The organism is Pseudomonas sp. A0308 (assembly GCF_044218815.1).
In the GTDB taxonomy this organism is placed as follows: Bacteria; Pseudomonadota; Gammaproteobacteria; order Pseudomonadales; family Pseudomonadaceae; genus Aquipseudomonas; species Aquipseudomonas iridis.
Genome location: NZ_CP162581.1, coordinates 5,845,693 through 5,866,036, shown reverse-complemented (window position 1 = coordinate 5,866,036; position 20,344 = coordinate 5,845,693). Strand labels below are relative to the sequence as shown.

General features: G+C 58.9%; 22 protein-coding genes and 1 pseudogene. 9 read left to right on the top strand and 14 right to left on the bottom strand.

Annotation, left to right across the window (positions count from 1 at the left end; all coding sequences use genetic code 11):
• Window positions 1–115: 115 nt before the first annotated feature.
• Window positions 116–865: a DUF2063 domain-containing protein gene (locus AB4P92_RS27105; RefSeq protein ID WP_395598447.1), complete on the bottom strand. Its 750-nt coding sequence runs from the start codon at window positions 863–865 to the stop codon at window positions 116–118.
• Window positions 858–1,697 (bottom strand): DUF692 domain-containing protein, encoded by an 840-nt coding sequence (locus tag AB4P92_RS27100; protein WP_047301875.1) that lies wholly within the window; start codon window positions 1,695–1,697, stop codon window positions 858–860. The genes AB4P92_RS27105 and AB4P92_RS27100 overlap by 8 nt, the downstream gene beginning before the upstream one ends.
• Before the next feature lie 538 nt (window positions 1,698–2,235).
• Between AB4P92_RS27100 and AB4P92_RS27095 the strand changes: the two genes are divergently transcribed.
• Both AB4P92_RS27095 and AB4P92_RS27090 read left to right on the top strand, forming a co-directional pair.
• Window positions 2,236–3,282, top strand: a complete 1,047-nt coding sequence (locus AB4P92_RS27095; protein WP_273875590.1) for a class I SAM-dependent methyltransferase — start codon at window positions 2,236–2,238, stop codon at window positions 3,280–3,282.
• Between the two features lie 88 nt (window positions 3,283–3,370).
• On the top strand, window positions 3,371–4,222 hold the full coding sequence (locus tag AB4P92_RS27090) for an NAD-dependent protein deacetylase (RefSeq protein ID WP_261737050.1): 852 nt from the start codon (window positions 3,371–3,373) through the stop codon (window positions 4,220–4,222).
• A gap of 229 nt (window positions 4,223–4,451) precedes the next feature.
• On the opposite strand, the gene AB4P92_RS27085 is transcribed toward AB4P92_RS27090, so the two are convergent.
• Both AB4P92_RS27085 and AB4P92_RS27080 read right to left on the bottom strand, forming a co-directional pair.
• Entirely contained in the window at window positions 4,452–4,838 is a 387-nt protein-coding gene (locus AB4P92_RS27085) for a c-type cytochrome (RefSeq protein ID WP_395598446.1), read from the bottom strand.
• An 81-nt stretch (window positions 4,839–4,919) separates the two neighbouring features.
• Window positions 4,920–6,251, bottom strand: coding sequence for a PLP-dependent aminotransferase family protein (locus AB4P92_RS27080; protein WP_395598445.1), 1,332 nt, complete (start codon window positions 6,249–6,251; stop codon window positions 4,920–4,922).
• 91 nt (window positions 6,252–6,342) lie between these two features.
• On the opposite strand from AB4P92_RS27080, the gene AB4P92_RS27075 reads away from it, so the two are divergent.
• Window positions 6,343–7,236 carry a DMT family transporter gene (locus AB4P92_RS27075; RefSeq protein ID WP_395598444.1) on the top strand — a complete coding sequence of 298 codons (894 nt, stop codon included), beginning with the start codon at window positions 6,343–6,345 and terminating at the stop codon, window positions 7,234–7,236.
• 3 nt (window positions 7,237–7,239) lie between these two features.
• On the opposite strand, the gene AB4P92_RS27070 is transcribed toward AB4P92_RS27075, so the two are convergent.
• On the bottom strand, window positions 7,240–8,055 hold the full coding sequence (locus AB4P92_RS27070; protein ID WP_042559824.1) for an AraC family transcriptional regulator: 816 nt from the start codon (window positions 8,053–8,055) through the stop codon (window positions 7,240–7,242).
• A 132-nt stretch (window positions 8,056–8,187) separates the two neighbouring features.
• On the opposite strand from AB4P92_RS27070, the gene AB4P92_RS27065 reads away from it, so the two are divergent.
• A complete protein-coding gene (locus AB4P92_RS27065) occupies window positions 8,188–8,700 on the top strand; it encodes a carboxymuconolactone decarboxylase family protein (RefSeq protein WP_273875359.1) in 513 nt (170 codons plus the stop codon).
• 319 nt (window positions 8,701–9,019) lie between these two features.
• Here AB4P92_RS27065 and AB4P92_RS27060 read toward each other — a convergent pair whose 3' ends face one another.
• Window positions 9,020–10,465: a SulP family inorganic anion transporter gene (locus AB4P92_RS27060; protein WP_047301884.1), complete on the bottom strand. Its 1,446-nt coding sequence runs from the start codon at window positions 10,463–10,465 to the stop codon at window positions 9,020–9,022.
• 173 nt (window positions 10,466–10,638) lie between these two features.
• On the opposite strand from AB4P92_RS27060, the gene AB4P92_RS27055 reads away from it, so the two are divergent.
• Together AB4P92_RS27055 and AB4P92_RS27050 are read left to right on the top strand one after the other, a co-directional pair.
• Complete coding sequence (locus AB4P92_RS27055) at window positions 10,639–10,938, top strand: hypothetical protein (protein WP_200611694.1); 300 nt, start codon at window positions 10,639–10,641, stop codon at window positions 10,936–10,938.
• Between the two features lie 104 nt (window positions 10,939–11,042).
• The gene (locus tag AB4P92_RS27050) at window positions 11,043–11,588 is read left to right on the top strand and encodes a hypothetical protein (RefSeq protein ID WP_395598443.1); all 546 of its coding nucleotides are present in this window, start codon (window positions 11,043–11,045) and stop codon (window positions 11,586–11,588) included.
• A gap of 41 nt (window positions 11,589–11,629) precedes the next feature.
• Here the strand turns inward: AB4P92_RS27050 and AB4P92_RS27045 are convergent, their stop codons facing one another.
• The 3 genes from AB4P92_RS27045 to ggt all read right to left on the bottom strand — a co-directional run bounded on the left by AB4P92_RS27045 (window position 11,630) and on the right by ggt (window position 15,000).
• A complete protein-coding gene (locus AB4P92_RS27045) occupies window positions 11,630–12,265 on the bottom strand; it encodes a hypothetical protein (RefSeq protein ID WP_261737055.1) in 636 nt (211 codons plus the stop codon).
• Window positions 12,266–12,666: 401 nt separating this feature from the next.
• A complete protein-coding gene (locus AB4P92_RS27040; RefSeq protein WP_042559830.1) occupies window positions 12,667–13,206 on the bottom strand; it encodes a cysteine hydrolase family protein in 540 nt (179 codons plus the stop codon).
• 66 nt (window positions 13,207–13,272) lie between these two features.
• A complete protein-coding gene (gene ggt / locus AB4P92_RS27035; protein WP_042559831.1) occupies window positions 13,273–15,000 on the bottom strand; it encodes a gamma-glutamyltransferase in 1,728 nt (575 codons plus the stop codon).
• Window positions 15,001–15,151: 151 nt separating this feature from the next.
• Between ggt and AB4P92_RS27030 the strand changes: the two genes are divergently transcribed.
• Window positions 15,152–15,667 carry a methylated-DNA--[protein]-cysteine S-methyltransferase gene (locus tag AB4P92_RS27030; protein WP_261737056.1) on the top strand — a complete coding sequence of 172 codons (516 nt, stop codon included), beginning with the start codon at window positions 15,152–15,154 and terminating at the stop codon, window positions 15,665–15,667.
• 74 nt (window positions 15,668–15,741) lie between these two features.
• On the opposite strand, the gene AB4P92_RS27025 is transcribed toward AB4P92_RS27030, so the two are convergent.
• From AB4P92_RS27025 to AB4P92_RS27010, 4 genes and pseudogenes are all read right to left on the bottom strand, one after another.
• Entirely contained in the window at window positions 15,742–16,332 is a 591-nt protein-coding gene (locus tag AB4P92_RS27025; RefSeq protein ID WP_395598442.1) for an NUDIX domain-containing protein, read from the bottom strand.
• Between the two features lie 153 nt (window positions 16,333–16,485).
• Window positions 16,486–17,487: pseudogene (locus tag AB4P92_RS27020) on the bottom strand (chitinase); the annotation flags it as partial.
• A gap of 43 nt (window positions 17,488–17,530) precedes the next feature.
• The gene (locus AB4P92_RS27015) at window positions 17,531–18,166 is read right to left on the bottom strand and encodes a lytic polysaccharide monooxygenase auxiliary activity family 9 protein (protein ID WP_261737057.1); all 636 of its coding nucleotides are present in this window, start codon (window positions 18,164–18,166) and stop codon (window positions 17,531–17,533) included.
• Between the two features lie 221 nt (window positions 18,167–18,387).
• Complete coding sequence (locus AB4P92_RS27010) at window positions 18,388–18,825, bottom strand: hemerythrin domain-containing protein (RefSeq protein WP_042559835.1); 438 nt, start codon at window positions 18,823–18,825, stop codon at window positions 18,388–18,390.
• A 148-nt stretch (window positions 18,826–18,973) separates the two neighbouring features.
• Between AB4P92_RS27010 and AB4P92_RS27005 the strand changes: the two genes are divergently transcribed.
• The gene (locus tag AB4P92_RS27005) at window positions 18,974–19,399 is read left to right on the top strand and encodes an N-acetyltransferase (RefSeq protein ID WP_042559836.1); all 426 of its coding nucleotides are present in this window, start codon (window positions 18,974–18,976) and stop codon (window positions 19,397–19,399) included.
• 123 nt (window positions 19,400–19,522) lie between these two features.
• On the opposite strand, the gene AB4P92_RS27000 is transcribed toward AB4P92_RS27005, so the two are convergent.
• Window positions 19,523–19,873 (bottom strand): hypothetical protein, encoded by a 351-nt coding sequence (locus tag AB4P92_RS27000; RefSeq protein WP_115147404.1) that lies wholly within the window; start codon window positions 19,871–19,873, stop codon window positions 19,523–19,525.
• Between the two features lie 134 nt (window positions 19,874–20,007).
• On the opposite strand from AB4P92_RS27000, the gene AB4P92_RS26995 reads away from it, so the two are divergent.
• The gene (locus tag AB4P92_RS26995; protein ID WP_042559838.1) at window positions 20,008–20,337 is read left to right on the top strand and encodes a DUF6388 family protein; all 330 of its coding nucleotides are present in this window, start codon (window positions 20,008–20,010) and stop codon (window positions 20,335–20,337) included.
• Window positions 20,338–20,344 lie beyond the last annotated feature (7 nt).

The following is a 20,344-nucleotide window of genomic DNA, read 5'->3' as shown; positions in this document are numbered from 1 at the left end:
AATCCCTTGTAGGAGCTGCGGCACGCTGCGATCTTTTGATGTTGTTTTTAAAGATCAAAATCAAAAGATCGCAGCCTCGTTTCACTCGACAGCTCCTACAGGGGGTTTGATGTGTTCAAGTAATACCGATTACCCGGTCTTCATGCATTTGCTGCAACAACGCCAATCCACTGGCCATGAACGACTCGTCTGCGAATTGCCCAGCCTCCTGCCCCAAGCCCTGTAACTGCTCCCGTCCGGTCAATGACGGCAACTCGCCGATCCGCTGCAGCAATCGCCACGCCAACGGGCTCAACTGCGAAAACTTCACGCTGAAATCCGCCTCCCGCCGTACCAGTAACAGCGTCGGATGCGCCGGGGCAGTTGAAAGCTGATAATCCGGGCCAAGCCACTGCACCGGCCACGTGTAAGCCAAAGGCCAGGCCAGCGCCGAGATCCGCAATGGCCGCTCCAGCAACAAGCATTTATCCGTCGCAGGCAAGGGATCGGCGTCGGATTGCTGCAAGACCATCTCTACCCATTCGTAATGCGCCAGTTCCAGCAAAAACGCTGGCCACTCCCCCTCGCTCAACGCCGCAGGCTGCGTGGCGAGATAGTCGAGGAACGTCTCGGCAATCTCAGAAAACTTCGGCGTTTGCGCACGGTAATCGCGCAAAAAACCGCGAATCAGCGTGTGCCAGCGTTGATCGCCGATGATCCGGATCAGTACAGGAAAGGTCCCACTCAACAATTGCGAAAGATTGTTGAACAGCAGATCGCGGTAAACATTGACCCGTGTGGTGTTCATTTCAGCAGGAGGTACGTGGCTGTCGGGATCACGCAGATAACGCGTCAGCGCCCGTTGTTGCTGCTCAAGGTTATCCACGCTGAACTCCTTCGCCTTGCAGACGGCGAATGGTCTGTAGCTCGGCGACCAGTTCGGCAAATGCCGGGAAATTGAAATCACGCTCCAGCAGCGTCGGCTGCGCGCCGAACCGTGCGTAGGCTTCGGCCAGCAACGACCACACCTGCGGTTTCACTGAGGCGCCATGGGTGTCGATCTTGAGACTGTCGGACTCATCGAAATGCCCGGCCACGTGCATCCCGACCACCCTGCCCGGCTCGATCCGGGCCAGAAAATCCCGCGGATCAAAACCGTGGTTGATGGCATTGACGTAGACATTGTTGACGTCCAGCAGCAAGTCGCAATCAGCCTCGCGCAATACCGCGTTGGTGAAGGTCACTTCGTCCATGTCCTGACGCGGGGCGGCATAGTAGGAGACGTTTTCCACGGCAAGGCGGCGACCGAGAATGTCCTGGGATTGGCGGATACGCGCGGCGACGTGGTGCACCGCTTCCTCAGTGAACGGCAAGGGCAACAGATCGTAGAGATGGCCGTCGTCGCTGCAGTAACTGAGGTGTTCGCTGTAATGCTCAACGCGGTGATGATCGAGAAAAACCCGCACTTCCTGCAGAAAACCGCTGTCGAGCGGCGCCGGGCCGCCGAGCGACAACGACAAACCGTGACAGGACAACGGATAACGCTCGGCCAGTTCGCGTAACGCCGCGCCGTGGGCACCGCCGACGCCGATCCAGTTTTCCGGGGCGACTTCCAGAAAGTCGAAATCGCCGGCGGGGGCGGCTTGCAGATCTTTCAACAGCCCACGGCGCAGGCCCAGCCCTACGCTGGGTTGCCTTGATACATGAGGGGTTTGCATGGTGGCTCACCTCGGTGGTTGACCCACGCAGTTCAACCGGTGGCTGTATCGACGCTGTGTTCAACCCACCCGATATTTGCTACCCCATGTATCCCTCCGCGACAGCGATACACAGCGATACACACCCTTTGAACTCGCTGAAAAAACCTGTGAGAGCTGACTTGCCAGCGATGGCGTCAGCACAGCCAACATCATGATCGACTGTGCCGACCTCATCGCTGGCAAGCCAGCTCCCACAAGGATTAGCGGTGATCACCGCTCCTCAATCCATACAGCTTTCCTGCAAGCGTGAGCCTGCTTGCGATAGCGGTGTGTCCGTTAATGAATGCAGCGGCTGACACAATGCCTTCGCGAGCAGGCTTGCTCCCAAATTTGCTCCGCGTCGATCAAAGAATCCGGGCTAGACTCATTCATGACCCAGTCGAGGGGGCCGCAGGACTTTTGCCGTGCCCTGCCTGTTTCCATGACCACCGCCCGGTGGCGCATGCCTCGACGCTCAACGGCGCCGGACGGTGATCCTGTTTCAGGAGCACACATGATGGACGAGGCTCGACTCAACGAATTCATGGGCAAACTGGTCAACGACATGGGCGGCGCGGCAATGCTGGCCAATGTCATCGTCGGCGAAGAACTCGGGCTGTACCGGGCGATGGCCGACAGTCAGCCGATCAGCCCCGAAGCCCTCGCAGCAAAAACCACCTGTAACCCGCGCCTGGTGCGCGAATGGCTCAGCGCTCACGCCGCCTCCGGCTACATGGAGCACCGCGACGGGCAGTTTCGCCTGCCAGAAGAACAGGCCATGGCGCTGGCCGTCGAAGACTCGCCGGTTTACGTCGCCGGCGGTCTGGGGGTGGTAGCGTCGTTTTTCCACGACAAGGACAAACTGGTCAAAGCCATGCGCGGCAACGGCGCCCTGCCCTGGGGCGATCACCATCCGTGCATGTTCAGCGGGACCGAACGGTTTTTCCGCCCCGGCTACAAAGGCCACCTGATCGCCGAATGGTTGCCGGCGCTGGACGGCGTCGTGGCCAAACTCGAGAAAGGCGCAAAAGTCGCCGACATCGGCTGCGGCCACGGCGCCTCGACCGTGTTGATGGCCCAGGCGTATCCCAACTCGCGTTTCGTCGGCTACGACTTTCACGCACCGTCGATCACCGTCGCTAACCAGCGCGCGGAAGAAGGCGGGGTCAGCAGTCGGGCGACTTTCCTCCAGGGCTCAGCGAAAAACTACCCCGGCAATGACTATGACCTGATCTGCTATTTCGATTGCCTGCACGACATGGGCGACCCGGTGGGCGCCGCGCGTCATGCCTACGACTCGCTCAAGGACGACGGCACGGTGTTGCTGGTCGAGCCCTTCGCCAACGATGCGCTGGACGACAACATCAACCCCGTGGGACGGCTTTTCTACGCAGCATCGACGTTCATTTGCACGCCGAACTCGCTGTCCCAGGAAGTCGGCCTGGGCCTCGGTGCGCAGGCCGGTGAAAAACGCCTGCGCAAAGTGTTTACCGAAGCCGGATTCAAGCAGTTCCGGCGCGCCACGCAGACGCCGTTCAACCTGATTCTGGAGGCTCGCAAATAACCGCGAATCTGTGGTGAGGGAGCTCTCTCCCTCTCCACGGATGTCAGTGCTAACCTGCATGGCACTCATCGCTAATGGAATGCCAGCCATGCTCGACAGCCCGATCCGCGAACACCTCGACACGCTGCAACAGGCGATGATCGACGGTGACTTCCTGGTGCTCACCGGCGCCGGCATCAGCACCCCCTCGGGCATCCCCGACTACCGCGACAGCGACGGCGTGCGACGTGGCCGGCAACCGATGATGTATCAGGAGTTCCTCGCCGCCCCCGAGTCACGCCGCCGCTACTGGGCGCGGGCGATGCTGGGCTGGCCTCGGGTGCGTCAAGCGCAACCGAATGCAGCGCATGAGGCGCTGGCCAGTTTGCAGCGGCATGGCAGGATCAGCGGCTTGATCACGCAGAACGTCGACACTTTGCACGATCAGGCCGGCAGTCATGACGTGATCGAACTGCACGGCAGCCTGCACCGCGTGCTGTGTCTGGATTGTGGCCAGCGCAGCGATCGCGATTCGATTCAGCAACTGATGGAACGGCAGAATCCGTATCTGGCCGGCGTCGATGCAGTGCAGGCGCCAGACGGTGACACCCTGCTTGACCCGGCATTCGAAGCACGCTTTCAGGTGCCACACTGCCCGTTTTGTGCGGGCGAGCGGATGAAACCGGACGTGGTATTTTTCGGCGAAAACGTCGCGCAACCTACCGCCGCTCGGGCCATGGATGCAGCGCAGACAGCGGCGGGAATGCTGGTGGTGGGGTCTTCGTTAATGGCCTATTCAGCGTTTCGCCTGTGCCGGGTGATCGCAGATCGCGGCAAGCCGTTGATTGCGATCAATATGGGCAAGACACGGGCGGATGATTTGCTGGATTTGAAGATTGAGGGCGCTTGCGAACAACTGCTGCCCTTGCTGACACAACACCTGACGACTGAATCCATGTAGGCGTTGATGCACATTGCGACAAGCCTTCAGCAGCCCAGGCAACCCTTGAAAGTCGGCGCTGGCTACTGTTTCAAATCATCGACCAGTTGGTTCATGACCCATGTCAGACACATGGGTAAATGCCTTGCGCAATGTCTCGGGATCTATGGCGTATTGCTCAGGCGAACAATTGATCATGCAATGATTCGCCTGGCAGGCCATTGCCTCGATACCACTTTAGAAGCTGGCGTTATCGTGGAAATGTTTGCAGGTACGCCAGCAAATTCTCAAGCTTCTCCTCATCACTCAGCCCCCAGAAAATCATCCGAGTCCCCGGCACCACGCCTTTCGGATCTTTCAGGTAAGCCTTCAGCGTTTCGTGGTCCCAGGTCACGCCTGAGTTTTTCATCGCATCGGAATACACATAGTTCGCCGACGTCCCGGCCGGGCGGCCGATGATGCCGTTGAGTTCCGGACCGAAACCCGAGCGGGCGGATTCGCCGACTTGATGGCAGCCGCCGCACAGGCGCGGGAAGATTTTTGCGCCGGCCTCGGGATCGCCTGCTGCGTGGGCGGTTGTGCCGAGCAGGCCAGCGGTGAGTATCAAGGCGAGGGACAGTGAAGCTATGTTTTTCATCGGGCGATCCAAAGCGATTTGATGCGAATGCGCCAAGGCTAACATTTTGTGGCCTGGAAGCTTGTTCCCTTGCCAAGGGTTCTACAGATAAGCACCGACGACGTTTCTGACGGTGATCAACGCTTGGCGCAACACGTTCATATCCACCGAACCCAATGCCAACCGAATCGCATGCGGTGTATGAGTCGCCACCGAAAACGGCTCGGCGCTGGTGACCGAAATCTGTTCGTGCATCAACTCCATGACAATCCGATCGGCGCGCACATCTTCCGGCAGCGGCAACCACAAGAAATACGAGGATGGATGTGCGAAATAGGGCAACCCTTTGAGCAACTCGGCGGCCAGTGCCTGACGAGCCTTGGCGTCGTTGCGCTTTTGTTCTTCAAGCGAGGTGACAGTGCCGTCGTCGAGCCAGGCGCAAGCAATGGCGGTCATCACGCCGGGAGTGTTCCAGGTGGTGGCGCGGATGATTCGCTCCAGCGCCGGCACCTTGGCCTCCGGCGCAGCGATGAAACCGACGCGCAAACCGGTGGCGATATTCTTGGAAAGTCCCGACACATAAACCGTGCGCTCGGGCGCCATGTCGATCAGCGCTGGCGGTGGGTTTTCCACCAGAAAGGCGTAGGCCGCGTCTTCAATGATCGTCAGATCATGCTGACGGGCAATCGATATCAACTGTTCGCGTTGCTCAGTCGGCATCACCCAGCCCAGCGGATTGTGCAGGGTCGGCATGCTGTACACGGCGCGCACCGAGCGGCTGCGACAGAGTTTATCCAGCGCCGCCAGATCCGGCCCGTGGTCACCGATCGGAATCGCCACCACTTCCAGATGCAGCGCTTCGGCCAGCACCTTGAACCCGGAATAGGTCAGCGCATCTGCCGCAATCACATCGCCCGGTTTGAGCAGTGCCATCAGCGTCACCGCCAGCCCTTGCTGGGCGCCGTTGACGATCAGCACTTGCGCGGCCTCAACGCTCACCCCGCGACTCAGCAGATGCCGCGCAACCGAGGCGCGCTCGTGCTGGCGGCCGGCGTGTGGTTGATAACGCAGCAGCGCTTCGAGGTCACCGGACAGTGCCAATTGGCGTAACGCCGTGCGTAGCAGCTCAGCCTGACCGGGCAATGACGGGTAGTTGAAATTGAGGTCGATCATGCCAACCGCGACGTCCTTCTGATCGATGCCCTGCCCCAGCGACAACGAGGTTTCCCGCACAAAGGTGCCGCGACCGGTTTCGCCACTGACCAGGCCCATCGCCTCCAGCTCGGCGTACACCCGCGAGGCCGTGACCAGCGCCAGCCTTTCGCTCATGGCCAGTTGCCGGTGGGTCGGCAGTCGCGTGCCCGGCGCGAGACGGCCCGAGCGGATGTCTGCCGCATAGGTATCAACGAGGGTCTTGTAGCGGGAGCGTGGCATGTGGAGATGTATCCATGACAATTTTTTGATTGTCCTGATTCTCGCCCCTAGGATTAAACCCACGCAACCCCACCTTTGAGCGCGACCTCGTATGGAACGGACTTCGAACCTGGGTAACCCGGCACTGGAAAAAACCAGCGGCTGGATCAACGGTTTTATCGGCGTGGTGATCTTCAGCGGCTCGCTGCCGGCCACGCGCCTGGCGGTGCTGGAATTCGACCCGGTGTTTCTTACCGTGGTGCGCGCGGCCATCGCCGGGGTATTGGCGTTGGGATTGTTGTGGTTGTTTCGCGAGCGGCGTCCGGCGCGCAGTCAGTGGCTCTCGCTGTTCATTGTCGCGATGGGCGTGGTGCTGGGTTTTCCGCTGCTGACCGCGTTGGCGTTGCAGCACGTGACGTCAGCGCATTCGATTGTTTTCGTAGGATTGCTGCCATTGGCCACGGCGATTTTCGGCGTGCTGCGCGGTGGTGAGCGTCCGCGACCGGTGTTTTGGTTCTTCTCGATTCTGGGCAGCGCTCTGGTGGTTGGATTCGCGCTGTCCCAGGGACTGACTGCTTCGCCCACCGGCGACTTGTTGATGCTCGCAGCGATTCTGGTCTGCGGCCTCGGTTACGCTGAAGGCGCCAAGCTGTCGCGCACCCTTGGGGGCTGGCAGGTGATCTGCTGGGCGCTGGTTTTGTCCCTGCCGCTGATGGCGTTGCTGAGTATGTGGCTGGCGCCCGCCTCGTTCAGCAACATCAGCCTGTCGGCGTGGCTGTGTCTGGCCTATGTGTCGCTGTTCAGCATGTTGATCGGATTCGTGTTCTGGTATCGCGGATTGGCGCAGGGCGGCATCGCGGCGGTCGGGCAGTTGCAGCTGCTGCAACCGTTTTTCGGGCTGGCGCTGGCGGCGACGTTGCTGCATGAACAGGTCAGCATCGGCATGCTTGCGGTGACATTGGGAGTTATTTTGTGTGTCGCCGGGGCGAAGAAGTTTGCCAAATAACCCTCAAATCCCAGCCTTCCACTCCCGGGGACTGAGCCCGGTCTTGCGGCGAAAAGCGCGGGCCAGCGCCGAAGGACTTTCGTAGCCGACCTCTTCGGCGATCAACGCAATCGGCCGGCCTTCGCGCAGACGTTTCTGCGCCAGACTGACCCGCCAGCTCAGCAGGTAATCGCCCGGTGTCTGCCCGACAACACGGTGAAACTGCTCGGCAAATCCTGCGCGAGACAGGTTGGCAGCAGTCGCCAGATCGGCCACGCTCCAGGGCTTTTCGGGCTGTTCATGCATCAGGTTCAAGGCGCGGGACAGGCGCGGATCGGCCAGCCCGGCCATCATTCCGGGGGCTTGATCACGATTACTGATGAGGTGGCGCAACAGCAGGATCACCAACAACTCGAACAACCGATCCATCACCGCCACACGTCCGCAATGACCTTCGAAGGCTTCCTTGAACAGCCACTCCAGGGTGCTGCTCAACTCTGGAATATCGGTGAGTTCGAGCACCAGATAATCCGGCAGCGCCGCCGCCAATGCATTACCCGAACCGCCGTCAAACGTCAGCGTTGCGCAGACCAGTCTGGTCTCCATGGACGCGTCGGCAATCATGCGATGGGCGAAGGGTCGAGGGAAGAAAATCAGCGACGGCTGATCGAGGCGGATCTCGCGTTCATTGCCAGGCTTGAGCAGCAACTCACCCGCCTGCAACAGATGCACGTGCCCACTCGGCTCACCCTCATGAACACTGACGCCGCAAAAGTCGCCGCTGTGAAACGTACCGGCATGCACAGCGAAATGGCTGAGCAACGTGGAAAGGCGATCCATGGGCAACTCCCGAGCGAATATCTGGACGATCTGCCGCATATCCTCGACGATTTGACGCCAAAGCACCACTAGCGCTGATTAACATCACCTCCATCGCCGGTGCACTTCGCACCGGATCTTCGGAGAATCACCATGAGCCGCATTAACGCCATCAGCCTCGAATCCGCCACCGACACCACCCGCCCGGTACTGGAAGGCGTGAAAAAGAAAATCGGCTTCCTGCCCAATCTTTTCACTACCCTGGCCAAGGCGCCCGTAGCGCTTGAGACCTACGTACAAGCCTCGGCCATCCTCGGTAAAACCTCATTGAGCGCCAAGGAGAAAGAAGCCGTCTACCTCGCCACGTCACAGGTCAACGGTTGCGATTATTGCCTGGCGGCGCACACCCTGTTTGCCGGCAAGGCCGGGCTGTCGGCGCAGGACATCGTCGCGGCACGTGAAGGCGAACTCAACGCCTACGCCGCCCTCGCCCGTCAACTCACGCAAAGCCGCGGCCACTTGAGCGACGAACAAATCGCCGCCGCCCGCGCTGCCGGTATCGACGACGTGAAAATCATTGAAGTGATCGCACTGGTCGCCGTGCAAACGCTGACCAACTACCTGAACAACGTGGCGCTGACCGATATCGATTTCCCGGCGATCTAAACCTGGCCACACACAAAACCCTGTGGGAGCTGGCTTGCCAGCTCCCACAAGGTATCGCGGCTGGGCCGCGAGTTTGAGTCGATCATTCCCAAAGAAAAGCAAATCAAAGCAACACACCGACCCGAGTCGCTCTTCACCACTCAACACAATGAGCGTTAGCTCGAGTGCAGCTCTTGATCTCGAAGGCCCGTCGGGCCGGACGTCAGGGCAAAGACCTTTGGTTACTTTGGGCTGGGCCGGCACTCCGGCGTTTGCCAAAGTGACCCGCCGTAAGGGCGGAACCGCAACAAGCCATCACAGCAGCAACGGATATGCCCCCTCAATCGTGATCAACACCAGCGCGCTTAAGCAACTTCTTACAGCGCTCCGACAAATGAAACACCTGCAAATGCTTACCCGCCTTGGCGTAACGCTCGCGCAGGGTTTTCAGCGCGGCGATGGCCGAGTAATCGACAAAACTCAAATGCTGACAATCGAGCGTAACCCGCGCCGGGTCATTGGCCGGATCAAAGCGGTTGAGGAACGGCGTGGTCGAGGCGAAGAACAGTGTGCCGTGCAGTCGATAAAGTTTGCTGCCGTCAGCTTCCAGATGCTCATCGGCATACAACTCACGAGCCTGCTGCCAGGCAAAATTCAGCGCAGCGATGATGATGCCGCACAGCACGGCCGTGGCCAGATCGGTGAACACGGTGATAGTGGTCACGGCGATGATCACCAACACATCGTTGAGCGGCACTTTGTTCACCACCCGTAACGACGCCCAGGCGAAGGTCTGCTGCGACACCACAAACATCACGCCGACCAGTGCCGCCAGCGGAATACGCTCGATCAGGGGCGACAGAAACAGGATAAACAGCAGAATCAACACGCCCGCGACGATGCCCGACAAACGCCCGCGACCACCGGAGCTGAGGTTGATCACGGTCTGGCCAATCATCGCGCAACCGCCCATGCCGCCAAACGCGCCGGAGACCATGTTCGCCGCGCCGAGCGCCACGCACTCGCGATCCGGGTAACCACGGGTTTCGGTGATTTCGTCGGTAAGGTTCAGCGTCAGCAGGGTTTCCAGCAAACCGACCAGCGCCATCAGAATCGCGTACGGCGCGATGATGCCCAGGGTTTGCATATTCCACGGGATGTCCGGCAAGGCGAAGGTCGGCAAGCCACCGGCAATGTGCGCCATGTCGCCGAGAGTGCGGGTCGGCAGGCCGAACAGATAAACCAGCAGGCCCACGCCGAGAATCGCCACCAGCGCCGGCGGCACTGCGCGGGTCAGGCGCGGCAGGATGTAGACGATGGCCATGGTCAGCGCCACCAGCCCGGTCATCAGGTACAGCGGCGTACCGCTGAGCCAGTCTTCACCGTTCTTGAAATGCTCCAGTTGCGCCAGCGCAATGATGATCGCCAGGCCGTTGACGAAGCCGAGCATCACCGGATGCGGCACCATGCGCACCAGTTTGCCCAGGCGTAGCAGCCCGAACACCATCATGATCAACCCGCCCAGCAACACGGTCGCCAGTAGATATTGCACGCCGTGCTGCACCACCAGCGCCACAATCACCACCGCCATCGACCCCGCCGCACCGGAGACCATCCCCGGGCGACCGCCGAACAATGCCGTCAGCGTACAAATGATGAAAGCGCCATAAAGGCCCATCAGCGGATTGAGGTGGGCCACCAGCGCGAACGCAATGCATTCGGGCAACAGGGCAAACGAGGTGGTGAGTCCGGCCAGGACATCGGCGCGCAGACGTATCGGTTTCATGGCATACCTGACTGAGCGGCCGCCGGACACGGCCGCGGAGTTGCTGAAAAGAGTGCAGCGAATAAAGAGGGTTGCGGATGTTACGGAATTGTCCGACATCGATCCAGCAATACGCTGACACATTGCAACTCACACCTTATGCTGGCGCGTTCCTGTACGCATCGAGTCCAAATATGTCTGCATTTCTGAGCGCCCGTGAGGTTTGCCAGCGACTGCGCGAGGCCGCGCTGGGCGTACTGACGTTCAGCTGCGAGGCACGCACCGAGGCCGGACTGGTCACGGTGGATATCGACGGCTGGCGCCTTGTGCTGGATTTTGAAGGCGAACGGTTGCATCACTGTGAATACGCCCGCAACTGCGATGGCGATGAAGGTGCGCTCGATAGCTGGCAGCGCTTCGGCACCGATCCGGTGAGTCTGCTCAGTACCTGGGAATTGGCGCAGATCGAAAAATTGCTTATGGCGCGAGGCTGATACGAAGGCACGAACGGTGTTTCAGCCGCTCTCACGAACCGGTTGCTCAATGATGGCACTCTGCCCATAATTCGCGCCCTCATATTTCCACGCAAGGAACTGCCGTGAAGAAGTCGCTGTTGTTGATCCCGATGTTGGCGCTGTTACTGCAAGGCTGTGGCATGACCATGCTGCGTTACGAGCCGAGCTATGAAAACGTCCAGAAGCTCAAGCAAACCCCGCCGTTGCACGCGATCAGCAATCCTCAAGTCACTGCCGAAACCGGTGAAGGCTCGCTGATGGTTCGCGCCAACCCGATCCGCTCTCCGTCCGGCAGCATCCCGGCGCACATCCAGGACGCGATCACCGAAGAACTGCGCAAGGCCGGCCTGCTCGACCCGCAGTCCCAGCGTCAGTTGAAAGTGCTGGTGGTGAAGAACCAGATGACCGCCGGCATGGGTACTGGCGATGGTGATCTTGCTGCGCGCTTCACCCTGCTCAACGGCAACGACGTGGTGTACGACGCGACCAAGACTGTCAGCAGCCAGTGGGCCAGCAGCTTCTTCGGTTTCATTGCGATCCCGAACGCGGTTAATGCTTACAACCCAATGTTGCGTGACTTGCTGAAGGAACTGTACAGCGATCCGCAGTTCATCCAGGCGCTGAAGTAACCGTTAAAAAAGAGCCGCAATTGCGGCTCTTTTTTTTGGCTTCAGGCCCGCGGGATGCGGGTTTCAAGTGCCGAGTACTTCAGGCTGTTGCTCTCGACCACTTGCTTGAGCAGCGCGTTGACCTGACGAGTGAACGTATCGGTCACCGCCTTATTCGTCGTGTTGCCCATCAGCGGGATAAACCAGATGCCAATCCAGGTGCCGACCGCATCGTGATTGCTCGCGGTCGTCAGTGCCTGACCTTGTCCATCCACGGCCTCCAGGCTCATGGTGTACTGATCGGTGCCGTAAGCCGGGATCACCATCATGCTGAAACCACTGATGAACGCCAGCACCATCGAGCCTGCATTAGGCGGATGGTTGTAGACCTTCAGGCGCAGATTGTAGTCGCCCGGCTGCTTCTGGAATTCGTCCAGGGTGACACGGCCAAACAAGCCGGAATCGGTGAGGATTTTCTGCAGTTGCGGCTTGAGTTGATCGCGCCCCTGCGGCACTTCTACGGCAGAAGCGCTTTTTGGCTCGCCCATGTAGAAGTCGAAATCGACATAAACGTTTGGCTTGTTGGCGTAGTTGGCCATCGACGGCATTGTCACCGGCGCCACTTCGTCTTTGGTGAAACTGGCACAACCGCCCAGCGTAAGCGCCAGGCCCAGCGCCAGAATTTTCCCGAATTGCATGATGTCCGTCCCTTTGTGAACAGTGCCAAATGATGGCAATGCGCCTCCATCACGGAAGCCGGGCGGATTCTAGAGAGAGTGCTCGTCGGAGGAAAGACTGAAATGGGCAATTCGTGAAAAATATTCCGCTCAGCAGTGCCGCAAATCGAAGAGGCTGGATGCTGCCGCTCAGGCCGTTGGGGGTCAGGGCATAAAATCCACGGGGCAATCATGGTGGTTTTTCATGCGTTCATTCCAGGCCTGCAATAGACACCGGCCCCGACTTGCGAGATCTCCAGCACGCCGTTGATGGGCGTGAAGCTGAGGCCAGGTCGCGTCCCAACTGAAGGGCTGAGCGGCGTCAGCACACTGATTTATTTGCTGACACTCTGTCATCGCTGGCAAGCCAGCTCCCACATTGATTACGGCTGGAAATGGATTTGTGCGGCGGGTTTTACATCGATCCGCGCCACCGAGCCGGTCAGGTGCGCCAGATCCTTGTTGTGCTCGCCAATAATGTCTTCGGCGCTCATGTTGCCGTTGTCGACGGTGGAATGGGCGTCGGCCGCCAGCACCACGTCGTAACCCAATTGATGGGCCTGGCGCACGGTGGCATTGACGCAGTAATCGGTTTGCAGACCGCATATCACCAAACGCTCGAAATCTTCGCTCGGCAGCAGTTTGCGCAGATCGGTCTGGTAAAACGAATCCCGGGTGGTTTTGCGAACGCGCAGATCTTTCGGGGCCGTCTCAAGCCCTTCCGCCAATTGCCAGCCTTCGGCACCGTGGGCCAGTGGACTGTCCTTTTCTTCATGCTGAATCAACACAACCGGCACCCCAGCCTTACGCGCGCGGTTGCTGAGGTTGTTGATGGTGTCGATCACGCGGTGGATGTCGTGGCATTGGTATTCGCCCGAGCACAGAGCGCGCTGGACGTCGATGATCAGTAATGCGGTGGTCATGATGAGCCTTCCTTGATCAGTCCTTGAGACAGGGGCGGACGTGAGTCCGCCCCCTTTTTACGCCTCTCAGTAACCCAATGACAACCCTGTATTGCGCCGTGGATCGTTGGCGCCGTAGAAGCGGTTTTTGCCGACCGGTTTACCGCCCAGCGACGGTGCGCCAACCAGAATCGCGGCGATATGGTTGGCGTCCTGCGGCCCGGCGAACTTGTGGCCCCAGCTCTCGAGAATCTTCTTCGTGTCGGGGCTGGCGGCGAAGTCTTCGAGGTTGGTTTCTTCCGGCATCCATTGCTGATGGAAACGCGGCGCATCGACCGCCTCCTGCAAGCCCATGCCGTAGTCGATGACGTTGAGCATGGTCAGCAAAGTCGCGGTGATGATGCGGCTGCCGCCCGGCGTCCCGACCACCATGACCACTTTGCCATCCTTGGTGACGATGGTCGGGCTCATCGATGACAGCGGCGCCTTGCCCGGAGCGATGGCATTGGCTTCGCCCTGCACCAGGCCGTACATGTTCGGCACGCCGACTTTCGAGGTGAAGTCGTCCATCTCGTCATTGAGGATCACCCCGGTCTTGCTCGCCATCACACCGGCACCGAACCAGTCGTTGAGCGTGTAGGTGACCGAGACCGCGTTGCCCCACTTGTCGACGATCGAATAGTGAGTGGTGTTGCTGCCCTCATGGGGCGCTGTGCCGGGTTTCAGTTCGGCGGAGACACCGGCCTTTTGCGGCTGGATGGCGTCACGCAGTTTGGTTGCGTAGTTCTTGTCCAGCAGGTGTTCGATCGGGTTCTTGACGAAATCCGGATCGCCCAGATAGCTGTTGCGATCAACATACGCGTGACGCATCGCTTCGATCTGATAGTGCATACCCTGGGCCGAATGGAAGCCCAGGTCCTTCATCGGATAACCTTCAAGAATATTCATGATCTGGCAGATCACCACGCCACCAGAGCTTGGCGGCGGCGCCGAGACCACGTGATAGCCGCGGTAATCGCACTCCACCGGGGCCAGTTCGCGGGTCTTGTATTTGTCGAGGTCGGCCTGGGTGATGATGCCCTTGTTCGCCTGGCTGGAGGTCACGATGGCGTCGGCCACCCAGCCTTTATAGAAACCGTCAGCGCCCTTTTCGGAAATGGTTCGCAGCGTTTTGCCGAGGTCTTTCTGCACCAGTTTCTGGCCGACCTGCATCGGCTCGCCGTTGCTGAGGAAGATCGAGCCGGAATCGCGCATGTCCTTCTTGAACACGTCGGTGGCGTACTCCAGCAACTCGACGTCGCCTTGCTCCAGCTCAAAACCGTCTTCAGCCAGTTTGATTGCGGGGGCAATCATTTCCTTGCGCTGCTTGGTGCCGTACTTGCTCAGCGCCAGCTCCATACCAGACACAGTGCCCGGCACGCCGACGGCCAAATGGCCGCGTGTACTCAGTTCAGGGATGACGTTGCCTTCCTTGTCGAGGTACATATCGGCGGTCGCCGCCAGCGGCGCTTTTTCGCGGAAGTCGAGGAAGGTCTTGCGTCCGTCCGCCAATTGAATGGTCATGAAACCGCCGCCACCGAGGTTGCCCGCAGCGGGATAGACCACCGCCAGCGCATAACCTACCGCGACCGCCGCATCCACGGCGTTACCACCGCTTTTCAACACGTCGACACCGACATGCGTGGCCAGATGTTGCGCGGTGACCACCATGCCGTTTTCCGCGGCAACCGGTGCCACCGAGGCGGCGTGAGCCATGAGACAGCTGAGTGCCAGCGTGGTCGCTATCAGCGATTTGGCCAAAGGTTCGTACTTCATGAGTCGATCTCTTTTTTGTTTTCAGGGTCTGTGCAAAACAGAGGGGAACGCGTCAAGAGCAAGAAGCAGTATGGTCGGGTTTGCGTTTTGCGCCTCCCTGTTCAACCAGTATGCTGGGCGCTGTCGCCGCACCGAATCGGAGTTTGCTCGCATGTCGTTTACCTTCATCACCCTGCCCTCGCTGGTTGGCGAGCTGAAGCTGGTCGCGAACGGCTCGCGACTGGCGGCCATCCTCTGGGAAAACGACCGACCGAACCGCGTGCGTCTTGGACCGATGACTGAAGCACCGGACAATCCGGTCCTGCTGAAAACCGCTCGGCAACTGGAAGAGTATTTTGCCGGGACGCGCAATTGCTTCGAGCTGGAGCTGGATTTTGTCGGCACGGATTTTCAGAAACAGGTCTGGGCGGCGTTGCTGACCATTCCGTTCGGAGAGACCCGCACCTATAGCCAGATTGCCCAACAGATCGGTAAACCCACCGCCGTACGGGCAGTGGGAGCAGCGAATGGGCGCAACCCGATTTCGATTGTTGCGCCGTGTCACCGGGTGATTGGCGCGTCCGGGAAATTGACCGGGTTTGCCGGGGGGCTTGAGGCGAAGGAGCGGTTGTTGAGGCTCGAGGGTGGTGATTGGTCGGGAGCGAGTCAAACGGGAGATTTATTTTAGTACGCGCAGAAAGATCAAAAGATCGCAGCCTGCGGCAGCTCCTACAGGGAACACCGAAGGCTGCGGCCGTTGCTTTACAGGTTGAACAGGTTATTCATCGCCGCGTATTGCAGCAGCATGATGGTCTTGGCATCGCAGATTTCACCCCGATGGAAGGCTGCCAGCGCTTCATCGAATGACCACTCCAGCACTTCCAGCTCTTCGGTTTCTTCTTCCAGACCGCCACCGTCACTGACCTTCGATGCCGAGTCGTACTCGGCAATAAAGAAGTGCAGTTTCTCGGTCACCGAACCGGGGCTCATGTAGGCCTCGAAAACCTTCTTCACGTCATGTACGCGATAGCCGGTTTCTTCCTCGGCCTCATCGCGAATCCGCTGTTCCGGGGCGGCCCCCTCCAGCAAGCCTGCCGCCACTTCGATCAGCAGACCGTCATGGCCGTTGACGAACACCGGCAAGCGGAACTGCCGGGTCAGCACCACAGAGCGCTTCTGTCGGTTGAACAGCAAAATGGCAACGCCATTACCGCGGTCGTACACCTCGCGCGTCTGACGCTGCCACTCACCATTATTGCGTTGGTAGTCGAAGGTGATTTTCTTCAGCAGATACCAATCGTGGGACAACACCTGAGTGTCGACAATGTTGACCCGCTCGGCTGTGTCGGTCATGACGTCTGATCCTTTTTCCATCGTAAGGCTGCCATGGTCGAATAATCGCGCCAACAAAAAAAGCCCGGCAGCGCTACCGGGCTTGTTTATTTGCAGCTAAAGAGCGGAATACGCAACCGTCTCTTCGATCTCCTGCCCGGTCAATCGGGCGCCGTGAATCAACGGCCCGTAACGCTGACTGAACTCCCAGTCATACGGCACGCGATCCTTATTGGTGCCGTTGTCCCAGTTCACCGACCAGGTCATCAACCCCTTGATAGGATGCCCCTTGATTGCCAGCCGCTTGAGCACATTGCCCACCACGGTCTTGTCGATAACGTAACCGGTGGCGGCGGCATCGACGTTGGCCGGTAGACCGATGACGAATTTATCCGCGGCAACCCTGGTAAAACCTCGAGTGCCCGTCACCAGACTTTCAGTCAGGTAATAGAGGAAGTCCTCTTTCAGCACATCGTTGTTCTGCGCGATCCACGCGCCGGCACCGTTATTGGCCTCAGGCACCCAGACCCCGTCGCCGCCCTGGTTGTAAAACTGCGGTGCGATGAAGTCGTAGTAGCCTTCCAGTGCCTGCAAATAGCCGACGTACTTGCCGTTGGTGGTCAGGTACGGAAACTCCGGGGCCATGCTGATGATGAAATGCTTGCCCTGGCCTGCGTAGTGATCCTTGACCAGTTTGAGCGCGGCCGGCAGGACGGTCTTGTTGGCGGCGAAATCAATCGCGCTCTGTTCAAGATCGATGTCCAGCCCGTCAAAGCCATAAGTTTCCACCAAACGGATAATTTCATTGGCCAGCGGTTGCTCCTGACCGCTATGCAGTTCGATGTGTGCATCGGCGCCACCGAGAGAAATCAGCACCGCCCGCCCCTCACTGTTAAGCACGCCGACCTGACGACGGAACTCGGCATCGGAGACGTTGAACGGCTTAAAGGTCGGAATACCGCTGCCCTTCATGAAGGCCACCGCGACCACGTTGTATTCCCTGGGTACATCCTCCAAAGCGATGCTGGCAAACCGGCCTTGCCGATAACCGTCGCTCAGGCCCGCTGGCCAGTTGTGCCAAAAGCCCATGAGGATTTTTTTGCCGGCAATGCCCGGCATCAGCGAAGCCGCATCACTCGCTGCGTTTTGCATCAATGAGAAATCGATATCTGACATGTTCTAATCCTTCAGAACCTGTGAATTTGACGACACTGCGCCGTTATTTGAAATCGACGTCGAACGCCTGATAAAAGGCGTTACCGGTGTTGGCAACGATCCACATCAGTACGATGACGTGATGGCCTTTCTTGCTCGCCGGCAGTTTCACCGAGTGGTTGACCTTGGCTTTGAGCTCTGCCGAATGACTGTAGTAAGGCACCTGAGTGTAGAAGTCCTCAAAGAACGGTTGTGCTTCGAGTTGCGCGCGGGTGATGCGTTGCTTCGGGTCCCAGCCGTCCTTGGTGATCAGCCAGCGATAGCCACGAGTGGTGTGCGGCGCGGTGTATGCCCATTTGATCTCGAGGATCTGACCCGGGGTGACATTGAGCAGCGGCCACGTGAATGGACGATTGAGTTTCTTGCTCATTTCCTCCTGGGTGAAGTTCACGCAATCACGCGCATCACTCTTGCCGCCGCTGAGAATGTAGCCGTCTGCGGGCGGGGCGACACTGGCGGAGTCGGTTTCGTAGGGTGGCGGAAACGGTCCGGCAACCAGCGCCGGAAAGTTCTTGCCGCCTTCCATTTCATTGACCTGCCAGTCGCCCAGCAGCCCTAGATCAATGACGACCGAGCCACGGCTTGCTGGAGAGGTGACACGACCATGTCGCAGTGGGGTTTCAGGGTTTGCTTGATTCATGTTTTTCACTCCGTTGATTAAAGAACTCTCCTTCCCGAGGAGAGGCCTTCAAGCTAACGGAGGTGATTTTTTTGTCCATCGGCGGTTTTGTCGCACTCATCGTCAGCCGCGCTCAAAACACCAATAAACACTGTATGCATATACAGCACCCTAAGAAAAAGCCCACCTCGCTTATGGCAAAAGGACTACACGCCGACGCGGCAAAAGTCGCCATGCTCAACTCAGCCTAACTGAGCGTTGAACTCCTTTTCGTATTCCCCAGCCAACTGTTCTTTCTGCTTTTCGCTGAGTAACTTGCCGGCCATCTGGAAGAACTTCTGCTCCTCTTCCTTGAGGTGGTGATGAACCTTGTCCGAAAGCTTTTTAGCGGTCGCCAGCCATGCCGGGCTGGACATCTCGGTCTCGTCCAGCTCTTCCATCATTTCGTCCATTTCATGGTGCTCGGCGATGGCGTGCCGGCTAAGGTCAACACCGTTGTCGAACGCCATCAGCGGGATATAGAAGTGGCGTTCCTCGGCAGTTTCGTGGGCTTGCAACTCGGCCTTGAGCTGCTTGTAGGCCTCTGCCCTTTCAGGGGTATCACCACTGGTTTTGATCAGGTTTTCGGCGTAGCTGCGTTGGCGATCATGGCTTTCACGAAGGGCTTCGAAAATATTCATGGGGGGTCCTCATCAACCGCGTTCTGAAATGACGCTGTCAAAGCTAGACCGCAACGCGGGAGCGACGGTTCCACGGGGTTGAACAGGGACTTGGAAGACACCCCTCGCGCAGGATAGGCTGGGGGCTCACACCACAAGGAAGTCCTGCATGAACTTGCGCATCGAGTTGTCGCAAAACCCTACGGAGGAGCAACGTCAGGCCATTCTCCAGCCCTTGATCGCCTACAACGACGCCCAGACAGGTGGCTCGAAATCGGAGCCCTTCGCCCTGATGGTGCGCGATGAGCACGACGCGATTCTCGGCGGATTGTATGGTCGGGTGATTTTTCAGTGGATGTACATTGAATTGCTGTCAGTCCCGGAGCAGGGTCGGGGGCAGGGAGTCGGCTCGGAGCTGATGACCATGGCCGAATCGATGGCGAAGGAAAAGAACTGCCTGGGCATCTGGCTGGACACTTTCAGTTTTCAGGCGCCAGAGTTCTACAAGAAGCTTGGGTTCAGCCAGTTCGGGGAGATCGTTGACTATCCGCCGGGGCATAGACGGCATTATTTCCAAAAGCGCTTGATGGGTTGAGTCGACTGGCCCCATCGCGGGCAAGCTCGCTGCCACAGTGAATGTGTCGCTCACAAAGCCTGTGGGAGCGGGCCTGCCCGCGATGGAGCCATTGATGTCACCGCATAGGGCAACTGACTGACCTTAAAGACAAGTCGCCAACGCCGCCAACCGTCGCTTGGCGACAAAATCATCCTTCTGCGCGAAGTAATTCAACACCGTACCGGAGGCATCCGTACTCACATCGACAAAAGACTCCGCCGAACGCGTGTACACCGTCGAACCGCCCTTCTTGCCCGGCTGCAGATAAGCCCCGGCATCGACGCCGAACACGGCTTCGTCCTGCCAGGCGAATTGCACGCACTGGGCCACGATTTTTTCGGGTTTGTTCGAGGTCAGAACCTTGTTTGGGGTTTGGGTGCGGGCATTGTCCATCACCGAACCCGCGCAACCGGCCAGCACCGTCGCGGCCAACGCCACCATCAGAATTCGCATTGCATTCGCTCATTCACAAAAAAGCGGACTGTATCACCGCAGCAGCAGGAATCGTTCTGCTTTACTGCATTTATAGCGCGACACGCGCGGGCAGCTGCGGCAACCTAAGGTCATCAGCCTCACAAGGAAAACACATGGCGCCTACCGACCAGCGACATGAACATGCTCTGAAACTGTTTCTCGACGCGCACCCCGACTTGCGCGAAACCCTCGACCATCTCAATCCATTGCTGGCCCAGGCCAAAGGTGAAACCCAGGCGCAGTATCGCGAGGAACGCTTGCATGAGGCGTTTGAGGCCGAGGCGGAAAGTCGAGGCTTGTTTGCCTGGGAACTGACCTTGCAACTGACGGCCGAAACGCCTGAGGAGTATCAGGCGCAACGTCTGGAAGTGCATCGCGAAGTCGCGGAAATGGCCGGGATGGAGTGGCTGGAATACTGCGATCTGTATGGCATAGAACCGTAATCATTGC